The organism is Nocardia sp. Marseille-Q1738 (genome assembly GCF_965283145.1).
Genome location: NZ_CBDIMS010000001.1, coordinates 1,777,090 through 1,802,983, shown reverse-complemented (window position 1 = coordinate 1,802,983; position 25,894 = coordinate 1,777,090). Strand labels below are relative to the sequence as shown.

The following is a 25,894-nucleotide window of genomic DNA, read 5'->3' as shown; positions in this document are numbered from 1 at the left end:
TCGCTGCGCTCGAAAGCGGGAGTTGAGCCGATGCTGTTGCGTGGGCTGATAACTATTCGACACTCGAATGCAAGCGGGGGCGGTGCGCGATCACCACTGCCCGTACTCCGGCGCGAGCACATTGTTCAGATCGATGCCCACCCCGTCGATGGATCGCTTGTCGATTTCGAATTGGTGCAGGTGGGCGGCGGGGTGCACGAAACCGTCCGGCGTGCCCCAATCGTGCTGCCAGTACCAGGAGCACAGCCCCGCGGCGGTAGCGAGCTCGATGGTCGGGGCGTTCGCGTAGACGCCGGTCCTCGCCTTGCCGAGCACGGCCTCCCAGCCCAGCAGGTACGGCGCGATCATGGTGGCGAAGTCGACCGCCGAGGGGTTGTCGTCGATGGAGGCGTAGATCGGCGCGTGGTCCGGGCCGCCGGCGGCGCGATGCAGCGCGAGTCCTCGCTCGGCATGCCGCTTGCCCGCCTCCAGCCCGCCACGCCAGTCCGCGGTCGGCCCCTTGCCGAACTGGTAGCACGACACGATCCGCAGATCCGCCTCTTTCAGCCGGTCGACTTCGGCGACGCGCAGCGGCTTGCCGGCCATCCACTCGGCGCCAGGCCTGCGATCGGAGACGTAGCGGATGACGCCGAGGTGCCCCGCCTCCTTGATCGCCGCGGCCGAGGGAACGCCGCCCGCGTAATCGACGAGGGTGCCGAGCGAGGGCCGGGCGGAGGCCGGAGCCGCACCGGCGGTCATTCCGACGACGGCCGCCGCGGCCGCGTAGACGAACAAGTCTCGCCGGGATACCGAATGAGAACGCATCGTGGACTCCTTCGCGCAACCCGGCCTGGATGGCAGCGTGCCCGGCGCACCTTCCCCTATCCATCGCGCGCCGGGAGCCTCGAACGTGAACTCATTTCACCATATTCACAAGGGAACCGCTAGACCCAGGAGACACATATTTCACATTGGTCACATGACCCACTCTGGAGCGGCGGACTGTCAGGCGATGCCGTCGATCCGCGCGGCAACGTCGATGGTTCGCATCGACGAGTTGGCCAGTTCCTTGCGGACCACCGCGACGACCTGGCCCACGACCTGCTTCTTGATCCCCGCGAGCGCACCGAGCGTGGCCGCGCGGGCGCCGTGCGCGGTGAACTCCATGCGAACGTCGGCCGGATCCGGCGGCGGAACGTCGATCACCACCAGCAACGGGTCGGCCGCTCGAGCGGTGAGCACCAACGGCACTTCCACATCAGCACGATAGCGATTGGCTTTCAAGACATCCACGGTGATATCCAGACTCACCGGCAGCGTCAGGTCGAACGCGACCGGCTCGGCCGAGCGGTCCGCCAGCCGCGGGATCCGCACCGCTCCGCGGACCGTCACCGTCGCGGCGCCCCGCGGTCCGGTCCGCAGCGGACCGACCTCGATCGGTCTGCCCGCCAATCGCTCCACCACGTCGAACACCCGCTGGCGGGTCACGATGTGGGAGAAGAACCGATGACCGAACTCGTCGTAGCAGATCCAGTCGAACTCGGCGGAGTCCCGGTGCGCCGAGCGAGTGCCACTGACCATCGCGTCGATGTCGAAGACCAGATTGCGGCGAGTGTGCGGATCGGCCAGCATGGCGTTCACCCGGGAGGCGACCTCGCGCTGCACCACTCCGGCGATCGGGTCGAGCAGCCACTCCCAGGCCGACTCCACCGCCTGGGCGCGCAACACGAAGCTGATGTCACGCTGGGTGATCGGCGGGATATCGATGACGATGAGCACGGGTTCCGCGGTGCGGGCGTGCAGCGTCAGATCGACCTCGACCCTGGCCTCCAGCCGCAGTTTCCGGCCACCGAGCAGTACCTTCAGCGTCAACGACACGGGAACGGTGACCTCGAACGTCACCTGTGGGCCGCTGCGCAGGACCTGCGGCGTGCCGACCTTGCCCTCGGCGACGAAACCGGCGAGCCCGGCCGGGCCGATCGACACCGGGCCGATGGTCAGCCCGCGGCCCGCCATGCTGGAGATGGCGGATTCGATCCGGGCCGCGGTCACGGCGTGCTTGACGAAACGCTCGCCGAATTCGGCATAGTCGATCCAGGCCGGCTCACTACGCGGTTCGTCGGTCGGCTGCATCAGTAGTTCCGAAACCCTCAGCTCTCGATGGACAACCGACACGGTACGTGATACCCCACCCGAGATCCCCGTCCTGCCGATGAGGGGGAAGCAGGGCGGGGATCGGCGACGGCGCTGCCGGGCGCCGCCAACTCCATCGTAGGACTATCCGGCGCGCTGTTTCACCCGCTTATCGGGTGGATTTTCGCGCGCTGGTAGTGACTGGTCACAATCGCCCGAAGCCGACCACGCCGGGCACGTCGGCCAGGGTGAATCGATGGATGCGCACCTCGTCGAACTCGTTCCCGCCGATCGTCGTCACCTGGCCCGCGTCGGCTCGCAGGACGATGTTCGTGTGCTGCCCGAACGGGCTGGACTCCCGGTAGAGCAGCACGTCACCGGTGCGCGGTTGGTAGTCCGACCCGACCGGGACGAACCGTCCCGCGCTTTCGTAGTACTCCTGCAGCGTGTACACGCCGGGAATCCGCCATGAGCCCGAGTGCGGGTTGGCCAGCGGCGCACCCGCCTCGCGCAGGACCCAGCTGACGAAATCGGCGCACCACGCCTCGTCGACGCCCTCCGCGTACTTCGTGCCCGCACCCGGATCGCTGAACTCGCGCTCGGCCACCGCGACGATTCCCGCCTGGGCCGGGTCGAGCCTCGAACGATCCAGCCTGGGGAACTCGGTGAGTCGCTCACCCACGACAGCCTCGCTGTCCGACCGCTGCTGCCACCAGAGGCTCCCGGCAATCCCGGCGCCCGCCAAGGCGAGCAGCACCAAGGCGAGCGCGATCCACGAGCCGTGCCGCGACCGCAGCTGTTGTGTCATCGCTCCCCTGGTTCGGCCTTGTGCATCGATTCTCGGTCTTATGAAGTTCGACGCACGAAAGCCCCGAATGGTTCCCGGCACCATACGGTTGGTTTCGATTACCGTACGGGCGGGCAACCCGTACGAGCCGGAATCGCTTCCGGCACCGCGGAAACCGCGATAGTCTCCGAAGAGACCAGCCGATGGGGAGGTCGTGCCCTGGACACGCTCTGGACATTCGTCGTGCACCGGCGGCACCAGTTGCTCGTCGACTCCTACCTGCACGTCTCGGCCGTGGTGCAATCGGTGCTGCTGGCCACGGCGGTGTCGGTGCTGCTCGGAATACTGGTCTATCGCAGCCGATTCGGTTCCTCGGTTGCCACCGCGCTGGCCAGCGCGGTGCTCACGGTTCCGTCGTTCGCGCTGCTCGGCCTGCTGATCCCGGTCCTCGGCCTGGGCGTCGCACCGACCATCACCGCGCTGGTGGTGTACGCGCTGCTGCCGATCCTGCGCAACACCATCATCGGACTGGCTTCGGTGGACCCCGCCGTCACCGACGCGGCACGCGGCGTCGGGATGAATCGGCTGCGCGTGCTCGCCCGCATCGAACTGCCGCTCGCCTGGCCGGCGATCCTGGCCGGTATGCGGGTGAGCACACAGCTGATCATGGGCATCCTCGCCATCGCGGCATACGCCAAAGGCCCCGGCCTGGGCAACCTGATCTTCTCCGGACTCGCGCGCCTGGGCAGCCCGAACGCGGTGCCGCAGGCTCTGACCGGCACGATCCTCATCGTCGTGCTCGCACTCGTGCTCGACGGGATCTACGTCCTCGTCGGGCGGCTCACCACCTCGAGGGGAATGGCGTGACGGACACCGAAACCCGCGGCGACGAAGCCGAAGCAGCCGTCTCCGGCGTCGAGATCGTGCTCGATTCGGTGACCAAACACTATCCCGGTCAACGAGATCCGGCCGTGGACCAGGTATCGCTCACCATCCCCGCCGGTGAGATCGTGGTCTTGGTCGGACCGTCCGGCTGCGGCAAGACCACCACCATGCGGATGATCAACCGGCTGATCGAGCCCACCTCGGGCACCATCACGATCGGCGGACGCGACGCCGCCACGATCCACCCCGACAAACTCCGGCGCGGCATCGGCTATTCGATTCAGCAGGCGGGCCTGTTCCCGCATCTGACCGTCGCGAAGAACGTCGCCACCGTGCCGGGCCTGATCGGCTGGGACCGGCGGAGGATCGCGGCGCGGGTAGACGAGATGCTCGAGCTGGTCGGCCTCGACCCGGACACTTTCCGCGACCGCTACCCGCGTCAGCTCTCCGGCGGCCAGCAGCAGCGTGTAGGGGTGGCGCGGGCGCTGGCGGCCGATCCGCCCGTGCTGCTGATGGACGAGCCGTTCGGCGCGGTCGACCCGATCACTCGGGGACTGTTGCAGGACGAGTTGCTGCGCCTGCAAGGCGAGCTCGGCAAGACGATCGTCTTCGTGACCCACGATTTCACCGAGGCGGTCAAGCTCGGCGATCGAATCGCCGTACTGGGCAACCAATCCCGGATTTTGCAGTACGACACACCCGCCGCGATCCTGGCCGACCCCGCCGACGAGACGGTCGCCGGTTTCGTCGGCGCGGATGCCTCGCTCAAGCAGCTCACGCTGACCAGGGTCGAGGACGTCGAACTCGGTGCATGCCCCACCGCGATCGACCAGGACCCGGTCGACGAGCTGCGCGGCGCGCTCACGGGCCGGGACTGGCCGTGGGCGCTGGTGCTCGACCGCCAGCGCCGGCCGCTGCGCTGGGTCTCGGCCGAGCAACTGGCGCACGCGGACTCGTTGCACGGGATCGGTTCACCGCTGCAAGAGACGTTGTCGCTGAAGTCGACCTTGCAGGACGCCCTCGAAGCCCTGCTGGCCCATCAGAGCGCGACCGCGGTGGTCACCGGAACGCGCGGCGAGTACGTCGGGCTGATCACGATCGACACCCTGGTCGCACACCTGTCTGCGCTGCGCGCCGAACACGGCGGCGACCGTGCCTCATCGACGGATGACGCACCATGACCACCACCGCCGCGGCCTCGCCCGCGACCCAGCGCAGGGCCGAGCGCATCCGGCTGTTCGTGCAGCCCGTGCTCGTTCTCACGCTCACCGCGGGCGTGCTGGTGTGGGCGTTCGCTCGCGACCTCACCGTCACGCAGCAGGCCAGTCTCAGCGCGGGCAACATCGCGACCGTCACCCGCCAGCACCTGCTGATCACCGCGACGGTGGTGCTGATCGTCGTCGCGGTGGGCGTTCCGCTCGGCACCCTGCTCACCAGGCCCGGATTCCGCCGCCTTGCACCGATTTTCGTCGGCATCGCGAATATCGGCGCGGCCGCGCCCGCCATCGGCCTGATCGTGCTGTTCTATCTCGCCACTCGCACCACCGGCTTCTGGATCGGTGTGGCGCCAATCGCGTTCTATTCGCTGCTTCCGGTGCTGCGCAACACCATCCTGGGCTACCAGCAGGTGGACCGGACGTTCATCGATGCCGGACGCGGTCAGGGAATGTCCGCGGTGACGGTGTTGCGCCGCATAGAATTCCCGCTCGCCGTGCCCTACATCTTGGCCGGACTGCGCACGTCACTGGTACTCGCCGTCGGCACCGCGACGCTGTCGTTCCTGGTGAGCGCGGGCGGGCTCGGCATTCTGATCGACACCGGATACAAACTGCGCGACAACGTCACCTTGGTGGTCGGCGCGGTGCTCGCCGTATCGCTGGCGCTGTTGGTGGACTGGCTCGGCGCGCTCGCCGAAGAGTTCCTCGGGCCGAGGGGGTTGAAATGACCCGGGTGTGGCGCACGTTCGCGCTCGTGCTGGGGCTGGCACTGCTGGCCGCATGCGGGCTGCAATCAGGCACCGCGGTGCCACTGCGGGTCGGTCCTGGCAGCATCCGCCCGGTGCCCGAACTGGAGGGTGTGCGCGTCACCGTGGGCTCCAAGGACTTCACCGAGCAGAACATCCTCGGATACCTCATCGAATTCGCCCTGTCGGCGGCCGGTGCCGACGTGCGCGATCTGACCAACATCCAGGGCTCCAACAGCGTGCGCGACGCCCAGTTGCACGGTCAGATCGACATCGCCTATGACTACACCGGCACCGGTTGGATCAACTATCTGGGCAACGAGACGCCGGTGCCCGACGAGATCGGCCAGTTCGAGGCGGTCCGCGCCGCCGATCTCGCCGAGCACGGCATGGTGTGGACGGCGATGGCGCCGATGAACAACACCTACGCGCTGGTCATGAGCGCACAGACCGCGCGGGAGACCGGGGTGCGCACGTTGTCGGACTACGCCCGGCTGGTCGACGCCGACCCGGCCGCAGCGGCCATTTGCGTCGGCACCGAATTCAATGTCCGGCAGGACGGGTTCCCCGGCCTGGCCCGCAAATACGAGATCGACGCGAGCAAGGTGCGCAAGCAGATCGTCCAGGACCCCGTGGTCTACCAGGCCACCGCGGACGGCAAACAGTGCCGCTTCGGCTCCGTCGCCGCCACCGACGGGCGCATTCCGGCCTTGAATCTCGTTCTGCTCGAAGACGATCGCGGCTTCTTCCCGAAATACAACGCGGCGCTGGTGATGCGCCAGGAATTCGCCGACGAACATCCACAGATCGCCGCGATCATGGCGCCGATCTCGCAGCGCCTCACCAACGAGGCCATCACCGAACTCAATCGCCAGGTCGACGTGGACGGACGCGAACCGGCCGAGGTGGCGCGGGATTGGATGGTCGCCCAGGGGTTCGTCACCGCCCGCTGAGTCTTACCTGACAGCGTCGAACGGGCCTCCGTCCGGGCCCTGGCTTGCGACGATTCGCAGTGCGGAACCACCGCGATTTGCGTCGCCCCAGTGTTTCGGTAACCGGCAGGTGCTTGCGGGCGACGCGTTCTGGGCACCCAGCGCACGCTGCTGAAGGCGCCGAGGCCCCACCAGAGCCGTGCTCCGCGGCTCAGGCGCGCGGATCGCGACCCAAGTATCGCAGCAGCGCTGCGACGGCGGTGTCGTCCGCCTGACCGGCCACGATCGCGGCATAGGCGCCCCACTGACGCAGCGGTTCGACGAGTTCGGCCGCCTCGCCACCGCCGGGGGCCGGATGGAGGGTGCGTGCCGCGGTGAGCAGGTGCGTGGCGAGCTCGTCGGTCAACGGCGACGGCTGACCGGTGGCGATCGCGATATCCCAGGCGTGCACCGCCGCGTCCAGCGCGCACATGACCGCCGCGACCGGAGTGGCGAGCGCGCCGTGCGGCAGCGGCGTTGGCACCGTCCCGGTGGCGTCCTCGACGGTGGCCCACGCGGCGGACGTCTGCTCGATCGCCTCGCGCACCAGGTTCGACGGAGAACCGTCGATCGCGCCGGAGGGCGCGAACGGATTGTCTGCCGGACCGTCGCCGATACCGAGGAACTTCGCGTACGCCAGCTGATCGCCCGCAGCGTGCTGAACCACCTGCGTCACATCCCAATCCGAGCACGGAGTGGGCAGCTGCCACTGGTCGGCACGGACACCGGCGACGACGGTCTCCAGCGCGCGGTAGGAGTCGGCGAGCACGTCCCGCCAAACAGGGAGCAAGGTCGCGGGGGTGGTGGCGTTCATGTCGGAGCCCTTCGGATCGTTTTCGTTGCTGACATCAGCCTATGGGGCCATTAGGCTAATTTCGTTCCTAGTTTCAGAGGAGGCATAAGTGGCCTCGACCACTACACGATTGCTGCGGTTGCTGGCACTCCTCCAAGGCCGCGCGCACACCGGCCGCGAACTGGCCGAGCGCCTGGACGTCACCGACCGCACCCTGCGCAACGACATCCAGCGGCTGCGCGAGCTGGGCTACCCGGTGCACGCCGAACGCGGCGCGATCGGCGGCTACCGGCTCGGGCGCGGCACCACCATGCCGCCCCTGCTGCTGGACGACGACGAGGCAGTGGCCGTCGCGGTCGCGGTCGGGCTCGCCGAGGACGGCTCCACCGGCATCGCGGATATCGCCGAGCACGTCACGAGGGCGCTGGGCAAGCTGGACCAGATACTGCCGAAACGCTTGCAGCGCAAGGTGTCCGCGCTGCGGGAGGCCACCGCGATCGGCCCGGCGACAACCGGGTCACGGGAGCCGGACGCCCCGGTTCCCGCCGCCGTCCTCACCACCCTGGCGGGCGCCATCCGCGACGGCGCGACGGTCAGCATCGAGCAGAGCGCCGAACCCGCCACGGAAATCGAGCCGTACCGGCTGATCAACTGGCAGCGGCGCTGGTATCTGGTCGCCTATGGTGTCGAAAACCATTCCTGGCGTGCGATTCCCGTCGCCCGGATCACTCGGGCCGAGGCGAACCCTCGCCGCTTCGCCGCACGCTCGCTTCCCGACGACGATCTCGTCGCCTTCGTCATGCGCCATATCGCCACGACCGGCTGGAAGGTCCATGCCCGGGTCACCGTGCTCGCCCCCGCCGACGTCGTGATCGCCCGCATCAATCCCGCGGTCGGCGTGGTCGAACCCGTGGACGCCCACACCTGCGTGCTCTACACCGGCGCGGACGCACTGGAGACCATCGCCATCTACCTGTCCATGCTGATGATGGACTTCCGCGTGGACGGTCCACCAGAACTCGTCGCCCACCTCCGCACCCTGGCTCGGCGGTACGCCGACGCGATCGCGAAATGACATAGTGAGGTGCGGCGAGCGGCACACCATGGAGATAGCCACTCGACGTTCGCCGCAGCCATGTGCCACTCGCCACCGACATCGGGTGGGCGAGGGGATTACACTTCCAGGTCCTCCTCGATGCCCTTGAGGCGGTGCCGGGCCAGAGCCAGGTTTGCCCGGCCGCGGTCCAGGGCGAGGTAGAGGAACAGGCCCTTGGACTTGCGGCCGGTCATCGGCCGGATGATGTGGTACTGGCCGGACAGCGTGATGAGGATGTCCTCGATGTCGTCCTTGAGCCCGAGCTGGTCCATGGTGCGCAGCTTGGCGCGCACCACCTCGGTGTTGCCCGCGCCGGCGACCTGGAGATCCAGGGACTTGGAACTACCGAGCATCCCGAGGGCCATACCGCTGTTGTAGTCGACGACGGCGGCGCCGATCGCGCCATCGATCACCATCATGTCTTTGAGGGCCAGATCCATATTGGACATATCCGTTCCTTTCAGTGGGTTTTCGTTGCCTGTTCTTTTCCGGAGTCGTTCGCCACCGGCGTCAGAAGGTCGGCGATCGCGCGCGCTACCGGACGCGATTCCAGATGCAGCCGACCGATGTTCACTTCGGGGCTCGCCAGCACGGTCAGCGAGGTCCAGCCCGCCGCGTAGATGACCACGTGCCCGCCGGTGCCGTGCACCACGACCTCGCTGAACCCGCCGCCGTGCGCGGTGGCGGCCAGCCGGTGCGACAGCGCCAGCTGCGAGGCGGCCATCGCGGCCATCCCGTTGGGCTCGATGTGCGCGGGTAGATCATGCGCGACGAGCAGCCCGTCGTTGGACGCCACCAGCGCGCCGGTGAGCCGAGGGACGCGGTCGCGCAGCGCCTTCAGTTCGGTCAGCACCGCCGCGTTCGGTTCGGGTCCGGACATCCCCACCTTGGTCAACCTTCCCATCAGTTCGCCGAGCCGTTTCTTCCGCGTGATCACGCGAGCTCCTCCAAAGCCGCCCGCAGGCGGACGAGTAGGTCACGGTCCGGCGGCTCCAAGCGGTCCGGGACGGGCACCGATGCTTCCGGCCGCCGGACTCGGCGTCGAGGAAGCCGACCAGATCCCCCGGCCGCTACGGGAATTACCGCTACCGGCTCGGCAGGCCTGATCGGTTCGACGGGAGGGGGCGTCGCGACAGGCTGCTCGATCAGCCCGGCCGCGGTCAGATCCCGCACCGCCATCAGACAGCCATAGGTGGTGCGACCGAGTTCGCGGCCGATCTCCGCGATAATGCGCCGGGCATCGGCGGCGGCCAGCACCTCGGCTTGGCCGCCGGTGAGTACCACGCGCCGTCGTCGCACACGGCGCACGGGTACGACGGGGGCGCGGTCGACCAGTTCCGCCGGCCACGGCCCCCACTCCGGATCGCCGCGCCGCGCGCACTCGTGCACGAGCGCACGCGGCGCGATGTGACAGACGGGCGCGAGCCAGTGTGGCGGCGCGGGCCGGAACTCTGGGACGGCGGGTGAGGCCAGTAAAAAGTAGGCGGCATCGAACACCGACAGCAGTGCCAGGGTTTCCAGCCGTGGCCGCCCCAGCACGCGGCCGGGGTCTCCGGATCCGGCACGCTGCCAGTCCTCGGCGGTCGCCACGCCCGCCTCGATCACCAACCGGTCCAGTCCGGTCGTGCGGCCACAGTCGGCGGAGACGATCGCGCCGTCGGTGAGATGAAACGCGCCGTCGGCGGCGTGCAGCACGCCGGTGCGTCCTTCCTTTTCCAGTCGCCGCAATTCGACCGCGAGCTCAACACCCATGCCCGTCCTCAGCCAATTCGGCGAGAATTCCCCGGAGCTGGAATCGCGCCATCGCCAGATTCCCGGTGTCCTCGTCGAACAACACGTGCACGAAAAGCCGTCCGTCGAAGTCGCCGTTCACCAGATTCAACAGGTGATAACCACTCGTCCCGCAGACGATGATTTCGGTGACGTCGTCGCCGTCGTGTCCGGTGGACAGCGCGGAGCAGCCGAGCACCGCGCGCACCACATCGGTGGTGGCCGCGGCGTCCTCGTGCTGGTCAACCAGCTCGTGCACCCCGGCCGCGGCGATCGCCAGGCCGCTCGCGCCGTCCACCAACGTCACACTGCGCGCACCGGGAATATCCATGATGCGTTTCAGACAGCCGTCAATACCGATCACGCGCCACCACTCGTCATCTGCGGGTGTTTACGGGTTCCAGACGCTACACACGACAGCCGAGCGCTGTACAGCAATTACGGGAGAAATTTCCGGTAAAAATAGTTTCCGCTGGCAGAAGGTAAGAAATACCTTTCGGTATTCAATACCTCTTGGTATTCAATACCTTTCGGTTTTCATTTGCTGCCGACGGGCACGAGAACGCGAATCCTTGAAACGGACGCTCAGCTGTTCCGGCTCGACCAACGCGCGACATCGCCGACTCTCGTGGTCGAGACCGTACGCGGGATAAGCGGTGACGCATGGCTTTGCCGCCCTTCGCCCGCCGGGGTAGGTCCGGCATGGCGTCGCCACGTTTTGTAGTCATCGCGCAGCAACTGCCGGATCGGCCACGCGCCACGGCTCCTGGCTGCGCGACCGACCGCACAGCGGGCATGATTCAGGCGCGGCGGACCCGTTCCATCCGAAATGGGCCAGTTGGTCCCTGAGCCCAGCTACCGACTCGGTGTCGGCAGGGCGAATCGAGGTCCGCGGGTAACGAGCGGAGGACGTCAGCCGCCCGTGATGCCGGTGGAGAGTTTGACCACGACCTTGTCGTTGGTGACTTCCTGCACCGTAACGGTGCGCCCATCCGCGGACTGGGTTTCCCCGACCGGAACGGTGACCTCCTGACCACCCACCGAAAGGGTGACCACATTGCCGTTCACCGCGACGAGTTTCGCCTCGATGCCCAGGATGCTCGCTTTGGCGTCCACACCCCGGGCGAACGTGACCGTGCAACCACTCACCGCGCAGTCGGTCTTCGTGCCCTGCCCTTCTGCCGTGCAGGCAGCCCCGAGCGGGGTCAACAAGACGAACAGGGACACAGCGACCAGCCGACGAACAGACACGCGACGAGTGTAGAGCCAACCGGCCCCGCCGTCCCGCATCTGGCCGGAATCCCTTGCGATGAGCCGCGTGCGAAGTCCTTCAGCCACGTCTCCCGCGCAAGTAGTCGCTCACCACGGCCGCGCCCAGACCGTCGAGGTCGGGCGCTACGACGCGGCCGCCGCTGCGGCGAGCCATCAGGTCGACGAATGCGGCCAGTCTCGGGTTGTCGCCGAGCATGAACACCGTCACCGACGCGCCCAGTTTGGCCAAGGCGTCGACCTGGGCCATCGTCGCGGCCAGGGTGCGCGACTCGGGCGGCCAGTTGAAGTACGCCTCGCCGTCCGGCTCCAGATGGGCCGTGGGCTCGCCATCGGTGACGACGAGCACGACCGGCACGGCGTCCGGATGCCTGCGCAGGTGCGCCGCGGCGAGCAGCAGTGCGTGGTGCAGATTGGTGCCCTGCTCCCACACGCCTTCCAGCGCGGTCAGTTCGCCGATGTCGACCGTCGTCGCGTACCGGCCGAACGTGATCACGCCCAGCGCGTCGGAACGAAACCGGGTGCCGATCAACTGGTGCAGGGCGAGGGCGGTGCGCTTCATCGGCACCCATCTGCCGTCCTGCACCATCGACCAGGAGGTGTCGACGCACAGCGCCACGGCCGCCCTTGACCGCTGCTCGGTTTCCATGATCTCGACGTCGGAAACGTCCAGCGCGACACGGCGACTGCCCGTCGACGCCGATCGCAGCACGGCGTTGCGCACGGTCCTCGGCACGTCCCACGGTTCGGTGTCGCCGAACCGCCACGCTCGCGCCGCACCGGTCGGCTCGCCGGCCGCACCGGCCAAAGCCGTGTCCCGCTCGCCGCGCCGAGACCGCAACCGCCCGACGACATCACGCAGCGCTACCTCGCCGAGTCGCCGTAAAGCCTTGGGCGTCAATCGAAGCGAGCCGTCCTGCCCGCGTTCGAACAGACCTTGCCTGCGCAGTTCCCGTTCCAACTCGGCCAGCCGGCCCGCGTCCACGCTCGCTTCCTCGCCGAGATGACGGGACAGGGCGTCCAGGTCGATGTCCTCCAACCTGGCACCGGGGTAGGACTGGGCGAGCTGCTCGGCGAGCGCGTCCAGTTCGGCGAGATCCTGCAGGGCCTGCGCGCCCGCACCGAGACCCAACGGGTCCTCGCCGCGAAACTGCCGCCCGGAGACCCAGTCCTCGCCCGGACGCAGCGCCCGCAGATTCGCGTCCAGCGCGGCGACCTGCTGGGCGATGCTCGCGTCGCCGAACGCCTGGCCGATCAGGTCGGACAGCTCCGCCCGCTGCTGCTCGGACATCGAGTTCATCATGCGTTGCGCGGCGGCGGCGCGGGAGGCGAGCGCATCGATCAGTTCTTCGGTGTCGCGGGGGTTCTCGGGGAAGAACTCGCCGTGCTCGGCCATGAAATCGGCGAATCGCCGCTCGGTGTCCTCGCCCCGCGCATGGGCCGCGAGCAAGTCGTTCAGGTCGGACAGCATTCGTCCGACCCGCTCGACGTCCTCCGGCGTGGTGTTGCGTAGGGCCTGTTTCATGCCCTGGAAACGGGATTCCAGCAGTTCCCGGCCGAGCAGATCGCGGATCTTCTGGTAGTTCTCCCGGCCGGTTTCGGACCGCCAGCGGTAGTCGGCGAGTTCGTTGACGGCCGCGGCCGTACTCGACGGCAACGCGTCCAGCTGCGCTTCGGCGAACCTGGCGTCATCGGACGGATCGGGGAACAGGGCGCCGCGCTCGGCGTCCAGAGCCTCGTTCAGCAGTTCGCGGACCTGTTGCAACGTGCCGTCCAGCCGGTGGCGCCGGGAGATCTCCGACCGGCGCTGCCACACTCGGCGGGTCAGCTCCTCGAGCCCGGGCATGGTGCTGGTGCCGCGCCGCAACAGCTCCTGCAATGCGCTGCGCGGCGAACTGCCCTCCATCACCTCGCGCCCGATCCGGTCCAGCGCCTCCCGCAGGTCCAGCGGAGGCGCCAGTGGATCGGGCCCTTCGTGATAGGGCCCGTAGGAGTAGCGATCGGCGGAGGTCACGATGCCTCGCTGGGAGCGGTCATCGCCCGTACACCGCCATGCCGTCGTCGGAGTCCTTGGCGATCTGGCGCGCCAGATAGAGGGCTTCCAACGCGAACTCGACGGCCGAGGCGATCCGCGGCGGCGGATCGGTGGCGTCGACACCGAGCCGACCGGCGACCTCGTGCAGGACGGGCAGCTCGGGCAACGCGGAGAGGACTTCCTCGCCCGGCACGCGTTCCCCGGTGGTGACCAGGTGACCGTCGCCGACCGCCTCGGCCAACGGCCGCAGGTTCAGTCCGCCGAGCAGCGCCCGCGCGGTCTCGGCGAACGAGCGCCGCAGCAGGTGCGTGAGATGTTCCTGCTCGCGTCCCTCTTCGCCGGACTCGAACTCCAGCTTGCCGCGCAACACCGCGGGCACGGATTCCAGGTCGACGGGACGGGCGACGGCGGGACGCTCGCCGGTCACCGCGGACCTGCGCAGCGCCGCGGCGGCCACCGTTTCGGCGGCGGCGACCGCGAATCGCGCGGACACCCCCGACCGCTGGTCGATCGCGGACGATTCGCGTAGTTGCCGCACGAACCTGGCCAGCACCTCGATCAGCGGATCGCCCACCTCGGCCACCAGTTCGGCCTCTTGGCGCACGAGGGCCACTTCGGCTTCGACGGTGAGCGGATAGTGGGTGCGGATCTCCGCGCCGAACCGGTCCTTCAGTGGCGTGATGATCCGGCCGCGGTTGGTGTAGTCCTCCGGGTTGGCGGTCGCGACGAGCAGCACGTCCAGCGGCAGGCGCAGGGTGTAGCCGCGCACCTGGATGTCGCGTTCCTCCATCACGTTCAGCAGCGCGACCTGGATGCGTTCGGCGAGGTCGGGCAGCTCGTTGATCGCGACGATGCCGCGATGGGCGCGCGGCACGAGCCCGAAATGAATGGTCTCCGGATCGCCGAGACTGCGCCCCTCGGCCACCTTGACCGGGTCGACGTCACCGATCAGGTCACCGACGGACGTGTCCGGTGTCGCGAGCTTCTCCGCGTACCGCTCCGAGCGGTGCCGCCACGCGACGGGCAGGTCGTCGCCCAACTCGGCCGCCAGCCGACGCCCTTGCGGGCTGATCGGCTCGAGCGGGTGCTCGCCCAGTTCGGCCCCCGCGATCACCGGCGTCCACTCGTCCAGCAGGCCGACCAGCGTGCGCAGCAGCCGGGTCTTGCCCTGACCGCGCTCGCCCAGCAGCACGACATCGTGCCCCGCGAGCAAAGCGCGCTCCAGCTGCGGCACAACGGTCCGGTCGAAGCCGACGATGCCGGGCCACGGCTCGCCGCCGGAACCCAAGAGCGTCAGCAGATTCTCGCGGATCTCGGTCTTCACCCCACGCGGCAGATATCCGGCCGAGCGCAGCTCGCCCGCGGTCGTGGGCAGGTGTGCGGGAACTTTCACGAATTCGACGCTACGTGCATTCGGCGATCAGGTCGACGTAAAGCTGATGACCTGCGTCTCGACGTCTCCGCAACCCTACGGACACCGCCACGCCTTGTACATACATACGGTCGGCCGTATTCTTAGAGTAGCGGGTCGATCGAAGGGATGCTCACCATGGAAAGTCGGCGCATGTTCGAACTGGCGCAAGCCTTGGCCATTGCCAAGAGCAAGCAAGACCTGCCCGCGGCCATGACGCTCCTGCATCCCGAGATGGTGCTGGAGACACCGGCATTCGGGACGATGGCCCGAGGGCGGGCGGAGAACGAAAGGGCACTGTCGAGATTCTTCGTCTCGTTCCCGGATTATCACGTCGAGCTGGACGGTCACGCGGACGACGGCGAGACATTGGTCTGCTGGGGCACCGCGTGGATGACCATGACCGGCAATCGGTTCGGCGTCGAACCCAGCGGCGAACGTGCGCAGGTGCCGGTGTTCATCCAGTTCACCTTCGCCGACGATCTGATCGCCAGTGAACGGTTCTGCTTCGACCTGTCCGTCCTGTGCGCCCAATCCGGCGTCTCCACAGATGCGGTGCGGCACAAGCTGTTCGGCGAGAACCTCCGCTAGGAAGTCAAGATAGGAGATTGACCGTGGACGCGCGCGTCAAAACCGTCGGCACGATTGCGACGACCCCGTTGTTCGACGTCGTCGTGGATCTGAATCCGCGATTGAATTTCGGCGACGGTCCACTCGGTCGCAGAATTCTGTTCGGTGCGGCCGGTGGGTCTTTCGAAGGGCCGAGACTTCGCGGTGACGTGGTGGCCGGTGGCGGCGACTGGGCCCTGTTCCGGCCGGACGGCACGATGGCGCTGGACGTGCGGCTGACCCTGCGCACCCACGACGACGAGCTGGTGCACATGAGCTACGGCGGCCGGTGGGTCACACCGCCCGAGGCGCGGGCCGAGCTCGCGGATCCGGTCAAGAAATCCCAAGTCGACCCGTCGCGCTACTACTTCCGGACGGCACCGCTGTTCGAAACCGGCTCGAGCCGGTACTCCTGGCTCAACGACATCGTCTGCATCGGATCGGGGTACGTGGTGGACGGCGGCGTCGCCTACCACGTCGAACAGGTGTTGTGAAACAACACCGGCGACAAGGCCATTGCGGCCGAGGGTCGCGCGGTCATTGCGATCGACCGCGTGCCTGGACCGGCCAGAGGTCGACGAGCATGTCCCCCTCGACCACGTGCAACAGGTCGTAACGGTCGATCGTGGGATCGGACGGAAGACATTGCAGTGCTGTCCAGAAGGGACATCGGGTTACCTAGTAGTGAGCTCGGGCTCGTCGGCCACCCGAGGTGCGGTCGCGGCGCGGGCGTCTCCGGTTTCGTGCGCGGTCGGTCCGGCTGCGATCAGCGTGTTCTGATCCAGGCGGGCCTGACGATCGTTGGCTACCGCGTGCGGTGTCCGGTTCTCGGCGACACGCGTGGACATCGGCTCCCACTCGTCGAGCGCGATCGATTCGGGGTGCGTCTCGGCCGTCTCCGCACCAGCGACATGTTCCTCCTCCGTCTCAGCGGAATCAGGGGAGGTCCGCTGATGCGGAACAGCGAGGAGACGCTGCGCCGGGTGCCCGGCGGGCACGGGCTCCGCGCGGTGCTCGGCAGGCAGGCGCTGAGCTGGATGCTCGGCAGACACACGCTCCGCCAGATACTCCACAGGCAGGCGCTGAGCTGGATGCTCGGCAGACACACGCTCCGCCAGATACTCCACAGGCAGGCGCTGAGCTGGATGCTCGGCAGACACACGCTCCGCCAGGCGATCGGCAGGCACGGGCTCCGCTGGATGCTCGCTGATCCGGATCCGGTGCAGTGTCTTTCGCACCGCCGCCGCCAACCGTGCGTCCAGCTCAGCTTCGTCCGCACTGGCATCGGCAGATGCTTCCGGCCCGCTCGCGGGCACCACGGGAGGCCGTTCGGCCGAGGGAAGCGGTGTTGTAGCGAGCCACAGCTCAGTGAAGGGTGGCGCGGGCACCATGGCAGCGGGATCGGCACCACTAGCAGGGATTTCGGCTTCGGCGGTGGACTGCTCCGCGGTGCTCCGTTCGTGCTGAGCAGCGTCGATGCCAGGTTGCCCTGGGAGAGCCGGGGTCTCCGTAGCGTCGGCGGGCTCCTCGGCGGCACCAGCAGACCGCTCGCCGGCGCGGCGAGCGGTCGTGGGCTGCTGGGTGAGGATGCTCGGCAGGATCTGGTTCGCGGCTCCGCCGACCTGGGTGAGCGCCGCCAGCCGCTCCTGGAGATCTTCATGGTCGGGTACGGCCGTGGTCGCTTGCTCGATCGCCCGCCCGTATCGCTCGGCGACAAGTCGGTGTGTGACGAGCGCGACGCCGATCATGATCGGCGCGATCATATGGATCCCGATGCCGGCCATGTCGCCTGCCCTGAAGTAGGGGAACGTGTTCAACGCGATGCTCGCTGTCAGCAGGAATCCCTCGACGGTGTAGACCTGCCACAGCCTGTCGATCACACCCCACTCGGCGGTATCGGCGGTGGACAGCATCAGCGCGATGAGTACCGCGCTGATCAGGGCTTCCAGGCCGTACGACAGCCAGAACATCGGATTGGCCGCGCCGCCGGTGGGTGCGATGTTCTGCTGCACCGTGACGGCGGAGAACAGCATCGAGAACCCGACCACACCGGCGAGCAGTCCCAGCACACGCGGTTTGCGCTGGTGCAGACGAGCGACTTTCGCGTGCGGGCTGCTGCTGTGCCGCTGCTCCCCGATCGCCTGCGCGGCCCGCAGCAGGTCGGCGGCCTCACGTTCGGCCAATTCGGCCGCCGTGCGCCGCACCCGCTCCGCGGCATCGGCGGCCGCCTGGATACGCGCCCGCTGCTCGTGGCGTTCATAGTCACGCACGAGCTCGGCCAACTCGCGAGACGCGGCGAGCTCGCGCTCCGACAATGCTTCCAGCAGTGCCGGATCGTCCTGGTGCGCCAACCGCTCATGTGCGATCTGCACCCGGTCCGGCAGAGCACCGGCCACCAGATCATCCACAGGCTGCGCCGCGGTGGGCGCTTGGGTCGTGAAACGACGGAGCATCAGCAAAGAACCTTTCCGACGATCGAGTGTTCCAGACGCAGCGCGCCGGAGCAGCTCCGGCCGTCCACGTCTCTGGTGTCGAACGCGACGACCGCCTCGGCCGAGACCGAAAAGATAACCCGTCATCGAAAACCGTTCGACCCGACGAGCAGTCGGGTCGCTGCTTGTCCGCCGTCGGACTCACACGACAGCTTCGAAATAGGCGCGCTCGGCCGACCAGCATCGAAACGCTGGTCTGCCGAGCCCAGCTAGCCACGAAGCAGATCGCTCGGCCCTCAGAAATGATCCTTGTGTTCGGTCACCCATTCGGCGAAGGTGTGGGCGGGACGACCGAGTATCCGCTCGAGGGTGCCATCCGGAGTCCGCGCCGACTCCGGTGGATCGGCGTGCCAGCCGACGACGTACTCGGCGTCGGCCCGCGACACTCCCGTCTGCTGTAACCGCTCGATGGCCTGCTCATAGCTGATCTGTTCGAAGGCGAGGTCCCGGCCGAGCGCGTCGGCGACCATCGCGACGCGCTCGCTCGTGGTCAGCGCCTGAGGTCCAGTGAGGTTGTAGGCCCTGCCTGCATGCCCGTCCTCGATCAGCGCGGTCGCCGCCACCGCGCCGAGATCGGCCGGGTGCACGACCGCGCTGGGAAGGTCGAAAGGCTCACGCACCACGGCCTCGGCGCGGATCGAGTCGACCCAGGTGAGTGCGTTGGACATGAACTCCTGCGGCTCGAGCCTGGTCCAGGCCACACCCGATTCCGCCACCGCGGTTTCCGCGGGACCGACGTACCCGCCCCACAGGATGGTGATGCGCTCGACTCCGGCCGACACCGCCCGGCGGACCAGCTCGGGTCCGGTCTCGGCCACTCCAGCGGTCACGGTGATGTGCAGCCCGGTCACACCGTTCAGCGCGGCATCAAGTGTGCCCGGCTCGGTGTGGGTGCCCGCCACCAACTCCACGCCCGCGGGCAGTAGCGTCGCGGCACGCTGAGGATCGCGGGTCAGCGCACGCACCGATCGCCCCCTCCGCAGTAGCTCGGCCGCCACGTGCCGTCCGGTGTTTCCCGTTGCGCCCGTTACCAATATCGTCACAGTGAACTCCTTTCCGGAGCGACGCTATAACCTCAACAAGCATTGAGGTCAAGGATGCTTGACGACGGGTTCTCGGGCGCGCCAGCGCGCGAACATTCGAGGCCACCCGATCGCGCAACCTCGTCGGTCGGTGTGCCGCCGTCCCAGCAAAGGGTGTTCCGCATTGGACTTCGGTGTTCGTAGGTCGTCATCGACGTCACAGTGCACCCTCCGACGGGCGCTGATCGGTTGGAAAGCCATCTCGGGCCGGACACCACCTATCGATCGCAGCCATAAGAGGCCATCGAGCCTCGACGTCATCCACATCGAAGATGACATCGGCTCGCCGCATCACCTGCCCGATATGACCGTCGAGATGCACGCGCCCCGGCACGATAACCGCCTCCGCATGCGTCCGCTCGATCTGATCGAGCAGCAAGCCAACCGGATCGGCCGTCTTCGCCGACAGCGCAATCGTTTTGCACAGGTCGTAACCGAGCCGCTTGGCCAGACTCCGCATCTGCGTCTCCAACCATTTCTCATGCGGTGCCGCGATATCCGTCCGCAAGAACCCGATCGCCCGAGGGCGACCGGACGGCGTCATCGCACACCTCCAGCCAGGTCCCCGGTTCGGTCATCGATGACCTCGGCACCACTCCATGCACACGTTTCCGGCCCATCAGTCCGGTGCAGGCCGATCCGACCGTCGATCACCGGCACCATCCGCTGACACAGAAGACACATGACCTGCTCGATCGGACCCGCCAAGCCACGCGCATAGGCCGCGCCACACATGCTGACCGTGATCCGCGGCCGGACTTCTCCCGACAAGCCGCTTCTCTGTTTCATCATCCGTGCCCCTCCGTTGGCTTTGCTAGGCCGCGGCGGGGTGAGCATCACCACCCGCTGAACCGGGCCTGGTGGAACACTCATGAGACTCCCAAAGCAAGATGTCCTTCAAAAGGCCATGTAGCAGGACATCAATAGGACATCTTCATCCAAAGGCCTTGCAGGAGCGTCCTATACGTGGACTAGTCTGGCCGCATGGCATCGTCAGGGAACGCTTCACTTCGCGCGGCCAGGCAGGCACTCGGCTTCCGATCTCAAACGGCACTCGCCGAAGCGGTCACGGAGGCTGCGCGCCAAATCGGACTGCGCATCGAAGTTGCCAGCCGGACCGTCCGCCGATGGGAATCAGCCAATCCACCGTGGCCTCATCCTGAGCACGCAGCTGCACTCGAGGCACTTTTCAAGCGGCCGGTTACGGAACTGGGCTTCTCACCGCCTTGGACGGACGGGGCCAGCGATGCACGCGCAGTGCAGGCGCTTGCTAGCGCACACTCACGTCTCCCACGGAGCCACAAGGCATTCGGCACGGCCGCATCGCAGCTTCCGGCTTCTGTAGCGAAAGACTTTGCCTCGATCACAGCGTCCCATCGGCACCTGTACTGGTCGACCCCGGCCGCTCGGCTACACCGTTTGGTCGCCGATCATGCACAGTTCGGCCTCGAGCTCTTGCCCCAGGTGTCCGCCTCAGCCAAGGCGATTTTGGCGCGAGCTGTTTCGGAATCAAGTCTGCTAGCCGGACGTTTGGAATTCTTCGACCTCCAACAGCCTGAGCTCGCACAGCCGAGCCTCGTGCTCGCGCTTCAGGCTGCGCATGAAGCCGAAGATTCCCTTCTCGGCGCAGCGGCGCTTGCGCACATGGCCTTCGCGCCAGCGTTCTCGGGGGAGGCGTCTCGCGCTGGTGAGGCCCGTGAACGACTACGTGCCGCACGCGCTTTCGCGGGCAGAGGCAACGCCAACGCCAACGCCGAGATAATGGCTTGGCTGGACGCGGTAGAGGCGGAGGTGGAAACGCGGTTCGGTGACACACGCCGGGCTCTTGCCCTCATCCACCACGCCGAGAAGATCTACGACGAACACGACAGCGACTCGCAACCCTCACCTGACTGGTTCGACTGGTTTTCCCCGATCAGGCTCGCCGGCTTCAAAGGAAACACACTCACCCTCGCCGGCCGTGGCCGTGAAGCTCGCGAGACCTTGGAAGGGGTACTCAGCGATCTGCCCGATGAGGACGCAAAGCAGAGGTCGATCTATCTCGCTGATGCGGCCGCCGCAGCCGTGCTGGAGAAGGACCCCGAGCAGGCGTGTCGCTACCTCGAGGAAGCCCTCGATCTACTCGGGCGCAACTGGTATGCAACTGCGCTTGATCGGATCAAGGCAGTGCGTCAAACGCTCACGCAGTGGGACTCCTTGCCCTCAGTCCGCAGTCTTGATGAACGGTTGTATGACTGGCATACAACCGTTAACTCGTTGATGGGCTAACCGTCACCATTCTCAGCCGCGACGATTCCGGCCAGTTCGTTGAGATCGCTGATCTGCCAGTCCGAGAGGTCAGCGATCTCTTTCTTGTTGCGGTGGATCCACCCCCATGGACCTCGTACTACGTAGGCTGTTCGCATACCGACCTGTTTTGCAGGTGCGACGTCGTTGTCGATGCGGTCGCCCACGTAGATAATCTCCTCCGCCGGTCTCCCTGCCGCCTCGACGATCTTGGCAAAAAACTCGAGCGAAGGCTTCTGCACACCCCAGTCGTCGGAGGTAGCGATGAAGTCGGTGGGCAGGTTCAAACCTCGCAGCAGTGTTCCGGCGCGAACTGTCTGATTGCCAACGACACCAACCCAAATACCCATATCCCGAAGCTTCGACAACGCGGGCCGGACGTCCGGATAGAGGTCACCCTCGCCGAACCACTCTGCCTGTCCGGCGTCAGCCCGCGCCTGCCGTTCCTTATCGAGGTCGAACCCGGGCCGAAAGATCTGAAACGTCTCGCGGTAGTCGAGCCCAGTTGCGATCACAGCCCCAAACGCCGCCGCGAACGTATGCCGGGGCACCCCGAGCCAATCCGCCCACGTTCCGTACTCTCGGGTCTCATCAACGAGCGTCTCTCCGACATCAAAGACAACTGCGGCGATCACCAGCCAACCGTACCCTGTCGCCTCGACTGATTACCGGCATGCTGGGTACACCCAAGCGCCCGCCCGAAGCGCAGCCGCATGGCATGGGCGGCCGCGAGATCGACTGCACGAACTGTCGCGACCTGCTCGGCTGCCGAGAATCGAGGAACGCCATGGCGCGCACGGAGTACTACAACGATCCGGCCGCGCCCCAGCCCAATAGCATTGTCGCCGCAACGACCGCGTTCGTGCTGGACAACGCGGATCGCCTGTTGATGATTCGGCGCGGCGACAACGGCCTGTGGGCAATCCCCGGCGGCGCTCAGAATTTGGGAGAGTACATCGTGGAAGCCGCCGTTCGCGAAACGCTCGAAGAAACCGGGATAAACATCGAGACCGTCGGGATCGTCGGGATATACACGAACCCGAATCATGTTGTGGCGTACTTCGATGGCGAAGTCCGACAGCAATTTTCCATCTTCCTGCGCGGACGGCCCACCGGATGACAGTTGCGAACGAGCTCCGAATCAACACGGGGTGGGTTGGGTGCCTCCGAGTGAACTCAACACTCTGGATATCCATCCCTCGATGCGGCTCAGGATCGACCATGGCTACGCGAATTCGACTGAGCCATATGTCGTCGGCCACCCCTGCTACGTCTGATCGAGCATGGTGAGGTAGGTATCGAGCTGGGCCGCGCCGGTGAGAAGGTTGCGGCTGCGCGTGGTCAGCCGGTACTGCCAGGAGTGGAGGAAGGCGGCCAACGCGTCCGCGCCGCCGGCCTTGCGGAGCGAATCGATGAATTGGGCGACCTGGGACAGCTGGTAGCCGCCTTGGCGCAGCTGCCGGGCGATTTCGGCGTCGCGTACGCAGTCCGGTCCGTATTGGCGGTAACCCGTTGCCCGGTCGCGTTCGGGGCGCAGGATGCCCTGGGTCTCCCAGGTGCGCAGCGTGGCCGGGTGCACGCCGAGCCGGCGCGCGAGCTCGCCCACGGTCAGCGATCGTCCGTGGACAGGGGTCGGTGTCGTGGTGGCCAGGCTGCCCAGGGCCGTTGCGACCTCGGTGCGGGTGGCGCGTTCGGCGAGCAGCGCGACGTGTGCGGCGTCGATGAGCCGGTAGGCGGACTCGGTGTCGCAGCGGTTGGTCGCGCGCATGATCTCCATTGCCTGCTGGTGCCCGTGGCCACGGCGCAACGCGAGGAAGGCGCGTAGAGCCTGCGCGTGCAGGGGCGTGTAGCGCCGGTAACCGGTCTCGCTGCGCTCGGTCGGCGGGAGGATGCCCGCGTCGTCGTAGTTGCGGATCGCCTGTGCGGACAACCCGTGTTCCCGGGCGAGGTCGATGGGCCGCAGCTTGCACCTCCGATTGAGGCTTTGATCTCTAGATCTCAGGTAACAGTCGCAGAAGTTTCAACCGACCCTTCAACGATACTGTCGAGGGCAGTGCCTTCCGAAAAAGGGGTGTTCATGTCCACTGCCGCATCACTGCATGGAATCGGCCGCCAGCTCGACGACCCGGCAAGCCTGGGCCGTGTCCTCGACGAACTGCTCGCCGCACGGACCGAACCGCCGGCCCTGCTCGCCCTCGGCGAGCCGACCCATGGGATCGAGGCGTTCCCGTTGCTGCGCAACGAATTCCTCAGCCACCTCGTCGATCGGGGGTACCGGTCGATCGTGCTGGAGACCGATGTCTTCGCCGCGTCCGTTGTCGACGGCTACGTCGGCGGGGGAACGGCGGAGATCGACGAGGTGCTCGCGACTGGGTTCAGCCACGGATTCGGCGCCGTGCCGGGAAACCGTGCACTCGTCGAATGGCTCCGCGCGCACAACGCCGGCCGCGCACCGTCGGACCGGGTTCGCTTCTACGGCTTCGACGCACCGGTGGAGTACTCCGGCGCGCCGAGCCCGCGGCGCGCACTGTTCTCGGTTATCGACTACCTGCCCGCTGCGCTGCGGCCGGAGTCAGTCCGCGACCTCGACGCGCTGCTCGGCGAGGACGCGGACTGGACGAACCAGGCGGCCATGTTCGACCCGGCGGCGTCCGTCGGCGACTCCGACCGCGCTCGCGCCCTGCGTATCGTCGCCGACGACCTCGCCAGCGCGCTGCGCCGCGCGGCACCCCGCCTGCGTCCCGCCGACGCGACCGGCTACGACCACGCCGCCGCGCACGCGCGCACCGCCCAGGGCCTGCTGCGCTATCACGCGGCCATGGCCAGCCCCGCACCCGATCGCATCGCGACCTTGCTCAGCCTGCGCGCCGAGATGATGGCCGAGAACCTGCTCGCGATCGTCGCCCAGGAGCAGCGACGCGGGCCGAGCCTGGTGTTCGCGCACAACGAGCACATGCAGCGTGCGCAGTCCCCCATGCCGGTCGGCGAGGACGACGTGAACTGGTGCAGCGCTGGCGCGCTCGTCGGGCTCACCCTCGGCGAGCGCTACGTGTTCGTGGCAACCGACGCCAGCCCGCACAGCGATCCGGACACCCTCCAGCGTGTGTTGGCCGAGGCGACCACCCGCCGCGCCCTGTTCCCGGCACAGGCCCTGCGCGCCGCGCTTCCCCCGTCGATCGGCACGGGCGAACCGATCGTGCCCGGCCACATCCCGCTCAACCCCGCAGACTTGGACGGCACCGACGCGGTCATCTTCGTCGCCGACACCGACGGAAAACAGCATCGGTACTGGTAATGGCACTCCATGGGGAGTCAACGGCAGCATGTGAGCCTGCGGCAGACCATCGCATGGGAAACACGCTCATCCTGCCGCATATCGCGCTGACCAGACCGGCCATGGGCGGTCGGCCGCGCGCTGATCTTCAGGCATCCGGCACGTCTCCGAGCAGGTCGATCGCTACATCGAACTCGCCCATGTCCCAATGGAGCTCGACCGTGGCAACCTGTCGGTCACCGTGATGTGCGAACCGGCCAGTGCTCTACTCAGACAACGATCGAGCCCCATCCGGATCTCCAGACGGGGCTCGGTTTCGGCTTCTACCAGCTGTGATTCAGCGTGGCGAGCTACTTCTTCCCAGAGGGGTCGAACGTTGACATGGAACTCGACAGCATCCTCCACCTTCGCCCCTACTGCGGCAACCAGGTCGATGTGCAGGAAGCGCACGGGGTTCAATGATCAGGCAGGCTGGTCCTTCTCCGACGGGAGCCAGATTTGCAGGTTCTGCGGGTTGATTGGAATCGAGATGTGTTCGTGGGTGATCAGCCACCTGCCGTTCGATCGTTGCAGGCACACGGTCTCTCGTACCCATATCGACGCCTGCAACCCGCCCTTTCGCGTGCCCGAGTCCAGGTGAAGCATGTTCGCGAAGGCGACATCTCCAGACGTCGCGACGGTCAAGTCGTGCGTTTCCAGGCTGATGGGACCGTCGTAGCCGTCGAACCACCGCACAAAGTTCCGGCGTACTTCGTCGGTCCCCGTGAACCGGAGCGGGGGAACGACATCGTAATAGACGATGTCGGGAGCGTAGTGCTCCATGAGTCGATCGATGTCCTTCGACTGCTGGGCATCGGCGCGACTTTCCAAGAACGCCCTGAGCTCGGAATCGTTGGCAGTCATCGCATCCTCCATTCGAGAATTCCGACCGCAACCAGCTCTTCTGGCGACGGTCGGCTGTGGTGTCGGTAATCCGACGACGCCGCCGTCTGGAATGTGAGGTGACGCGACGACCTCACATTCCGAGAGGCTGTCTCGTCGTTCCGATGAGTGCGGATG

Annotated in this window: 26 protein-coding genes and 1 pseudogene; 10 read left to right on the top strand and 17 right to left on the bottom strand. The window is 67.0% G+C overall.

The features are described from left to right. Nucleotides 1–90 precede the first annotated feature (90 nt). From ACWPXK_RS08045 to ACWPXK_RS08035, 3 genes are all read right to left on the bottom strand, one after another. Nucleotides 91–804, bottom strand: coding sequence for a DUF1906 domain-containing protein (locus ACWPXK_RS08045; protein WP_454195332.1), 714 nt, complete (start codon nt 802–804; stop codon nt 91–93). A 180-nt stretch (nt 805–984) separates the two neighbouring features. After that, a complete protein-coding gene (locus ACWPXK_RS08040; RefSeq protein ID WP_454195331.1) occupies nt 985–2,112 on the bottom strand; it encodes a hypothetical protein in 1,128 nt (375 codons plus the stop codon). 205 nt (nt 2,113–2,317) lie between these two features. After that, on the bottom strand, nt 2,318–2,920 hold the full coding sequence (locus tag ACWPXK_RS08035) for a CHAP domain-containing protein (RefSeq protein ID WP_454195330.1): 603 nt from the start codon (nt 2,918–2,920) through the stop codon (nt 2,318–2,320). Nucleotides 2,921–3,118: 198 nt separating this feature from the next. Between ACWPXK_RS08035 and ACWPXK_RS08030 the strand changes: the two genes are divergently transcribed. The 4 genes from ACWPXK_RS08030 to ACWPXK_RS08015 are packed head-to-tail and all read left to right on the top strand — an operon-like array spanning nt 3,119 to nt 6,700. Beyond that, nucleotides 3,119–3,766 carry an ABC transporter permease gene (locus ACWPXK_RS08030; protein ID WP_454195485.1) on the top strand — a complete coding sequence of 216 codons (648 nt, stop codon included), beginning with the start codon at nt 3,119–3,121 and terminating at the stop codon, nt 3,764–3,766. After that, on the top strand, nt 3,763–4,965 hold the full coding sequence (locus ACWPXK_RS08025; protein WP_454195329.1) for an ABC transporter ATP-binding protein: 1,203 nt from the start codon (nt 3,763–3,765) through the stop codon (nt 4,963–4,965). Before ACWPXK_RS08030 ends, ACWPXK_RS08025 begins: the two co-directional genes overlap by 4 nt. Beyond that, nucleotides 4,962–5,729, top strand: coding sequence for an ABC transporter permease (locus tag ACWPXK_RS08020; RefSeq protein WP_454195328.1), 768 nt, complete (start codon nt 4,962–4,964; stop codon nt 5,727–5,729). The genes ACWPXK_RS08025 and ACWPXK_RS08020 overlap by 4 nt, the downstream gene beginning before the upstream one ends. Further along, nucleotides 5,726–6,700, top strand: coding sequence for a glycine betaine ABC transporter substrate-binding protein (locus tag ACWPXK_RS08015; protein ID WP_454195327.1), 975 nt, complete (start codon nt 5,726–5,728; stop codon nt 6,698–6,700). The genes ACWPXK_RS08020 and ACWPXK_RS08015 overlap by 4 nt, the downstream gene beginning before the upstream one ends. Nucleotides 6,701–6,890: 190 nt before the next feature. Here ACWPXK_RS08015 and ACWPXK_RS08010 read toward each other — a convergent pair whose 3' ends face one another. Further along, nucleotides 6,891–7,532, bottom strand: a complete 642-nt coding sequence (locus tag ACWPXK_RS08010) for a TIGR03086 family metal-binding protein (protein ID WP_454195326.1) — start codon at nt 7,530–7,532, stop codon at nt 6,891–6,893. 88 nt (nt 7,533–7,620) lie between these two features. Here ACWPXK_RS08010 and ACWPXK_RS08005 point away from each other — a divergent pair, with 88 nt between their 5' ends. Next, nucleotides 7,621–8,586, top strand: a complete 966-nt coding sequence (locus ACWPXK_RS08005) for a helix-turn-helix transcriptional regulator (protein ID WP_454195325.1) — start codon at nt 7,621–7,623, stop codon at nt 8,584–8,586. Nucleotides 8,587–8,684: 98 nt separating this feature from the next. Here ACWPXK_RS08005 and ACWPXK_RS08000 read toward each other — a convergent pair whose 3' ends face one another. The 7 genes from ACWPXK_RS08000 to ACWPXK_RS07970 form a co-directional block, all read right to left on the bottom strand. Then, nucleotides 8,685–9,056, bottom strand: coding sequence for a hypothetical protein (locus ACWPXK_RS08000; protein WP_195131950.1), 372 nt, complete (start codon nt 9,054–9,056; stop codon nt 8,685–8,687). 11 nt (nt 9,057–9,067) lie between these two features. Next, entirely contained in the window at nt 9,068–9,544 is a 477-nt protein-coding gene (locus ACWPXK_RS07995) for a roadblock/LC7 domain-containing protein (RefSeq protein WP_454195324.1), read from the bottom strand. Further along, nucleotides 9,541–10,359 (bottom strand): hypothetical protein, encoded by an 819-nt coding sequence (locus tag ACWPXK_RS07990; protein WP_454195323.1) that lies wholly within the window; start codon nt 10,357–10,359, stop codon nt 9,541–9,543. The genes ACWPXK_RS07995 and ACWPXK_RS07990 overlap by 4 nt, the downstream gene beginning before the upstream one ends. Next, nucleotides 10,349–10,741: a hypothetical protein gene (locus tag ACWPXK_RS07985; protein ID WP_454195322.1), complete on the bottom strand. Its 393-nt coding sequence runs from the start codon at nt 10,739–10,741 to the stop codon at nt 10,349–10,351. The genes ACWPXK_RS07990 and ACWPXK_RS07985 overlap by 11 nt, the downstream gene beginning before the upstream one ends. A gap of 548 nt (nt 10,742–11,289) precedes the next feature. Next, nucleotides 11,290–11,628, bottom strand: a complete 339-nt coding sequence (locus ACWPXK_RS07980; RefSeq protein ID WP_454195321.1) for a hypothetical protein — start codon at nt 11,626–11,628, stop codon at nt 11,290–11,292. A gap of 79 nt (nt 11,629–11,707) precedes the next feature. Next, complete coding sequence (locus ACWPXK_RS07975) at nt 11,708–13,660, bottom strand: vWA domain-containing protein (RefSeq protein WP_454195320.1); 1,953 nt, start codon at nt 13,658–13,660, stop codon at nt 11,708–11,710. A gap of 19 nt (nt 13,661–13,679) precedes the next feature. Then, entirely contained in the window at nt 13,680–15,074 is a 1,395-nt protein-coding gene (locus tag ACWPXK_RS07970) for an ATP-binding protein (protein WP_454195319.1), read from the bottom strand. A 156-nt stretch (nt 15,075–15,230) separates the two neighbouring features. Here ACWPXK_RS07970 and ACWPXK_RS07965 point away from each other — a divergent pair, with 156 nt between their 5' ends. Together ACWPXK_RS07965 and ACWPXK_RS07960 are read left to right on the top strand one after the other, a co-directional pair. Further along, nucleotides 15,231–15,683 (top strand): ester cyclase, encoded by a 453-nt coding sequence (locus ACWPXK_RS07965; protein WP_454195318.1) that lies wholly within the window; start codon nt 15,231–15,233, stop codon nt 15,681–15,683. A 23-nt stretch (nt 15,684–15,706) separates the two neighbouring features. Beyond that, the gene (locus ACWPXK_RS07960) at nt 15,707–16,195 is read left to right on the top strand and encodes a DUF3237 domain-containing protein (protein WP_454195317.1); all 489 of its coding nucleotides are present in this window, start codon (nt 15,707–15,709) and stop codon (nt 16,193–16,195) included. Nucleotides 16,196–16,375: 180 nt separating this feature from the next. Here ACWPXK_RS07960 and ACWPXK_RS07955 read toward each other — a convergent pair whose 3' ends face one another. The 3 genes from ACWPXK_RS07955 to ACWPXK_RS07945 form a co-directional block, all read right to left on the bottom strand. Then, nucleotides 16,376–18,154 (bottom strand): hypothetical protein, encoded by a 1,779-nt coding sequence (locus tag ACWPXK_RS07955; protein ID WP_454195316.1) that lies wholly within the window; start codon nt 18,152–18,154, stop codon nt 16,376–16,378. Between the two features lie 275 nt (nt 18,155–18,429). Further along, nucleotides 18,430–19,236, bottom strand: a complete 807-nt coding sequence (locus ACWPXK_RS07950; RefSeq protein WP_454195315.1) for an NmrA family NAD(P)-binding protein — start codon at nt 19,234–19,236, stop codon at nt 18,430–18,432. Between the two features lie 196 nt (nt 19,237–19,432). After that, nucleotides 19,433–19,819, bottom strand: a complete 387-nt coding sequence (locus tag ACWPXK_RS07945) for a hypothetical protein (protein ID WP_454195314.1) — start codon at nt 19,817–19,819, stop codon at nt 19,433–19,435. A gap of 875 nt (nt 19,820–20,694) precedes the next feature. Between ACWPXK_RS07945 and ACWPXK_RS07940 the strand changes: the two genes are divergently transcribed. After that, nucleotides 20,695–21,543: a hypothetical protein gene (locus ACWPXK_RS07940; protein ID WP_454195313.1), complete on the top strand. Its 849-nt coding sequence runs from the start codon at nt 20,695–20,697 to the stop codon at nt 21,541–21,543. On the opposite strand, the gene ACWPXK_RS07935 is transcribed toward ACWPXK_RS07940, so the two are convergent. Next, on the bottom strand, nt 21,540–22,196 hold the full coding sequence (locus ACWPXK_RS07935; protein WP_454195312.1) for an HAD family hydrolase: 657 nt from the start codon (nt 22,194–22,196) through the stop codon (nt 21,540–21,542). The genes ACWPXK_RS07940 and ACWPXK_RS07935 overlap by 4 nt on opposite strands. A 152-nt stretch (nt 22,197–22,348) precedes the next feature. Between ACWPXK_RS07935 and ACWPXK_RS07930 the strand changes: the two are divergent. Next, a pseudogene (locus ACWPXK_RS07930) lies at nt 22,349–22,838 on the top strand (NUDIX hydrolase). Here the strand turns inward: ACWPXK_RS07930 and ACWPXK_RS07925 are convergent. Next, nucleotides 22,829–23,524: a MerR family transcriptional regulator gene (locus ACWPXK_RS07925; RefSeq protein ID WP_454195484.1), complete on the bottom strand. Its 696-nt coding sequence runs from the start codon at nt 23,522–23,524 to the stop codon at nt 22,829–22,831. The pseudogene ACWPXK_RS07930 and the gene ACWPXK_RS07925 overlap by 10 nt on opposite strands. A gap of 114 nt (nt 23,525–23,638) precedes the next feature. Here ACWPXK_RS07925 and ACWPXK_RS07920 point away from each other — a divergent pair, with 114 nt between their 5' ends. Beyond that, the gene (locus ACWPXK_RS07920; protein ID WP_454195311.1) at nt 23,639–24,856 is read left to right on the top strand and encodes an erythromycin esterase family protein; all 1,218 of its coding nucleotides are present in this window, start codon (nt 23,639–23,641) and stop codon (nt 24,854–24,856) included. A gap of 441 nt (nt 24,857–25,297) precedes the next feature. Here the strand turns inward: ACWPXK_RS07920 and ACWPXK_RS07915 are convergent, their stop codons facing one another. Continuing rightward, complete coding sequence (locus ACWPXK_RS07915; RefSeq protein ID WP_454195310.1) at nt 25,298–25,750, bottom strand: YybH family protein; 453 nt, start codon at nt 25,748–25,750, stop codon at nt 25,298–25,300. Between the last annotated feature and the right edge of the window lie 144 nt (nt 25,751–25,894).

Excerpts from the sequence above, each read along its gene's own strand:
- ACWPXK_RS08045 (WP_454195332.1), bottom strand. The coding sequence starts at position 804 with ATGCGTTCTCATTCGGTATCCCGGCGAGACTTGTTCGTCTACGCGGCC.
- ACWPXK_RS08040 (WP_454195331.1), bottom strand. The coding sequence starts at position 2,112 with ATGCAGCCGACCGACGAACCGCGTAGTGAGCCGGCCTGGATCGACTAT.
- ACWPXK_RS08035 (WP_454195330.1), bottom strand. The coding sequence starts at position 2,920 with ATGACACAACAGCTGCGGTCGCGGCACGGCTCGTGGATCGCGCTCGCC.
- ACWPXK_RS08020 (WP_454195328.1), top strand. The coding sequence starts at position 4,962 with ATGACCACCACCGCCGCGGCCTCGCCCGCGACCCAGCGCAGGGCCGAG.
- ACWPXK_RS08015 (WP_454195327.1), top strand. The coding sequence starts at position 5,726 with ATGACCCGGGTGTGGCGCACGTTCGCGCTCGTGCTGGGGCTGGCACTG.
- ACWPXK_RS08010 (WP_454195326.1), bottom strand. The coding sequence starts at position 7,532 with ATGAACGCCACCACCCCCGCGACCTTGCTCCCTGTTTGGCGGGACGTG.
- ACWPXK_RS08000 (WP_195131950.1), bottom strand. The coding sequence starts at position 9,056 with ATGTCCAATATGGATCTGGCCCTCAAAGACATGATGGTGATCGATGGC.
- ACWPXK_RS07990 (WP_454195323.1), bottom strand. The coding sequence starts at position 10,359 with ATGGGTGTTGAGCTCGCGGTCGAATTGCGGCGACTGGAAAAGGAAGGA.
- ACWPXK_RS07965 (WP_454195318.1), top strand. The coding sequence starts at position 15,231 with ATGGAAAGTCGGCGCATGTTCGAACTGGCGCAAGCCTTGGCCATTGCC.
- ACWPXK_RS07955 (WP_454195316.1), bottom strand. The coding sequence starts at position 18,154 with ATGCTCCGTCGTTTCACGACCCAAGCGCCCACCGCGGCGCAGCCTGTG.
- ACWPXK_RS07945 (WP_454195314.1), bottom strand. The coding sequence starts at position 19,819 with ATGACGCCGTCCGGTCGCCCTCGGGCGATCGGGTTCTTGCGGACGGAT.
- ACWPXK_RS07920 (WP_454195311.1), top strand. The coding sequence starts at position 23,639 with ATGTCCACTGCCGCATCACTGCATGGAATCGGCCGCCAGCTCGACGAC.
- ACWPXK_RS07915 (WP_454195310.1), bottom strand. The coding sequence starts at position 25,750 with ATGGAGGATGCGATGACTGCCAACGATTCCGAGCTCAGGGCGTTCTTG.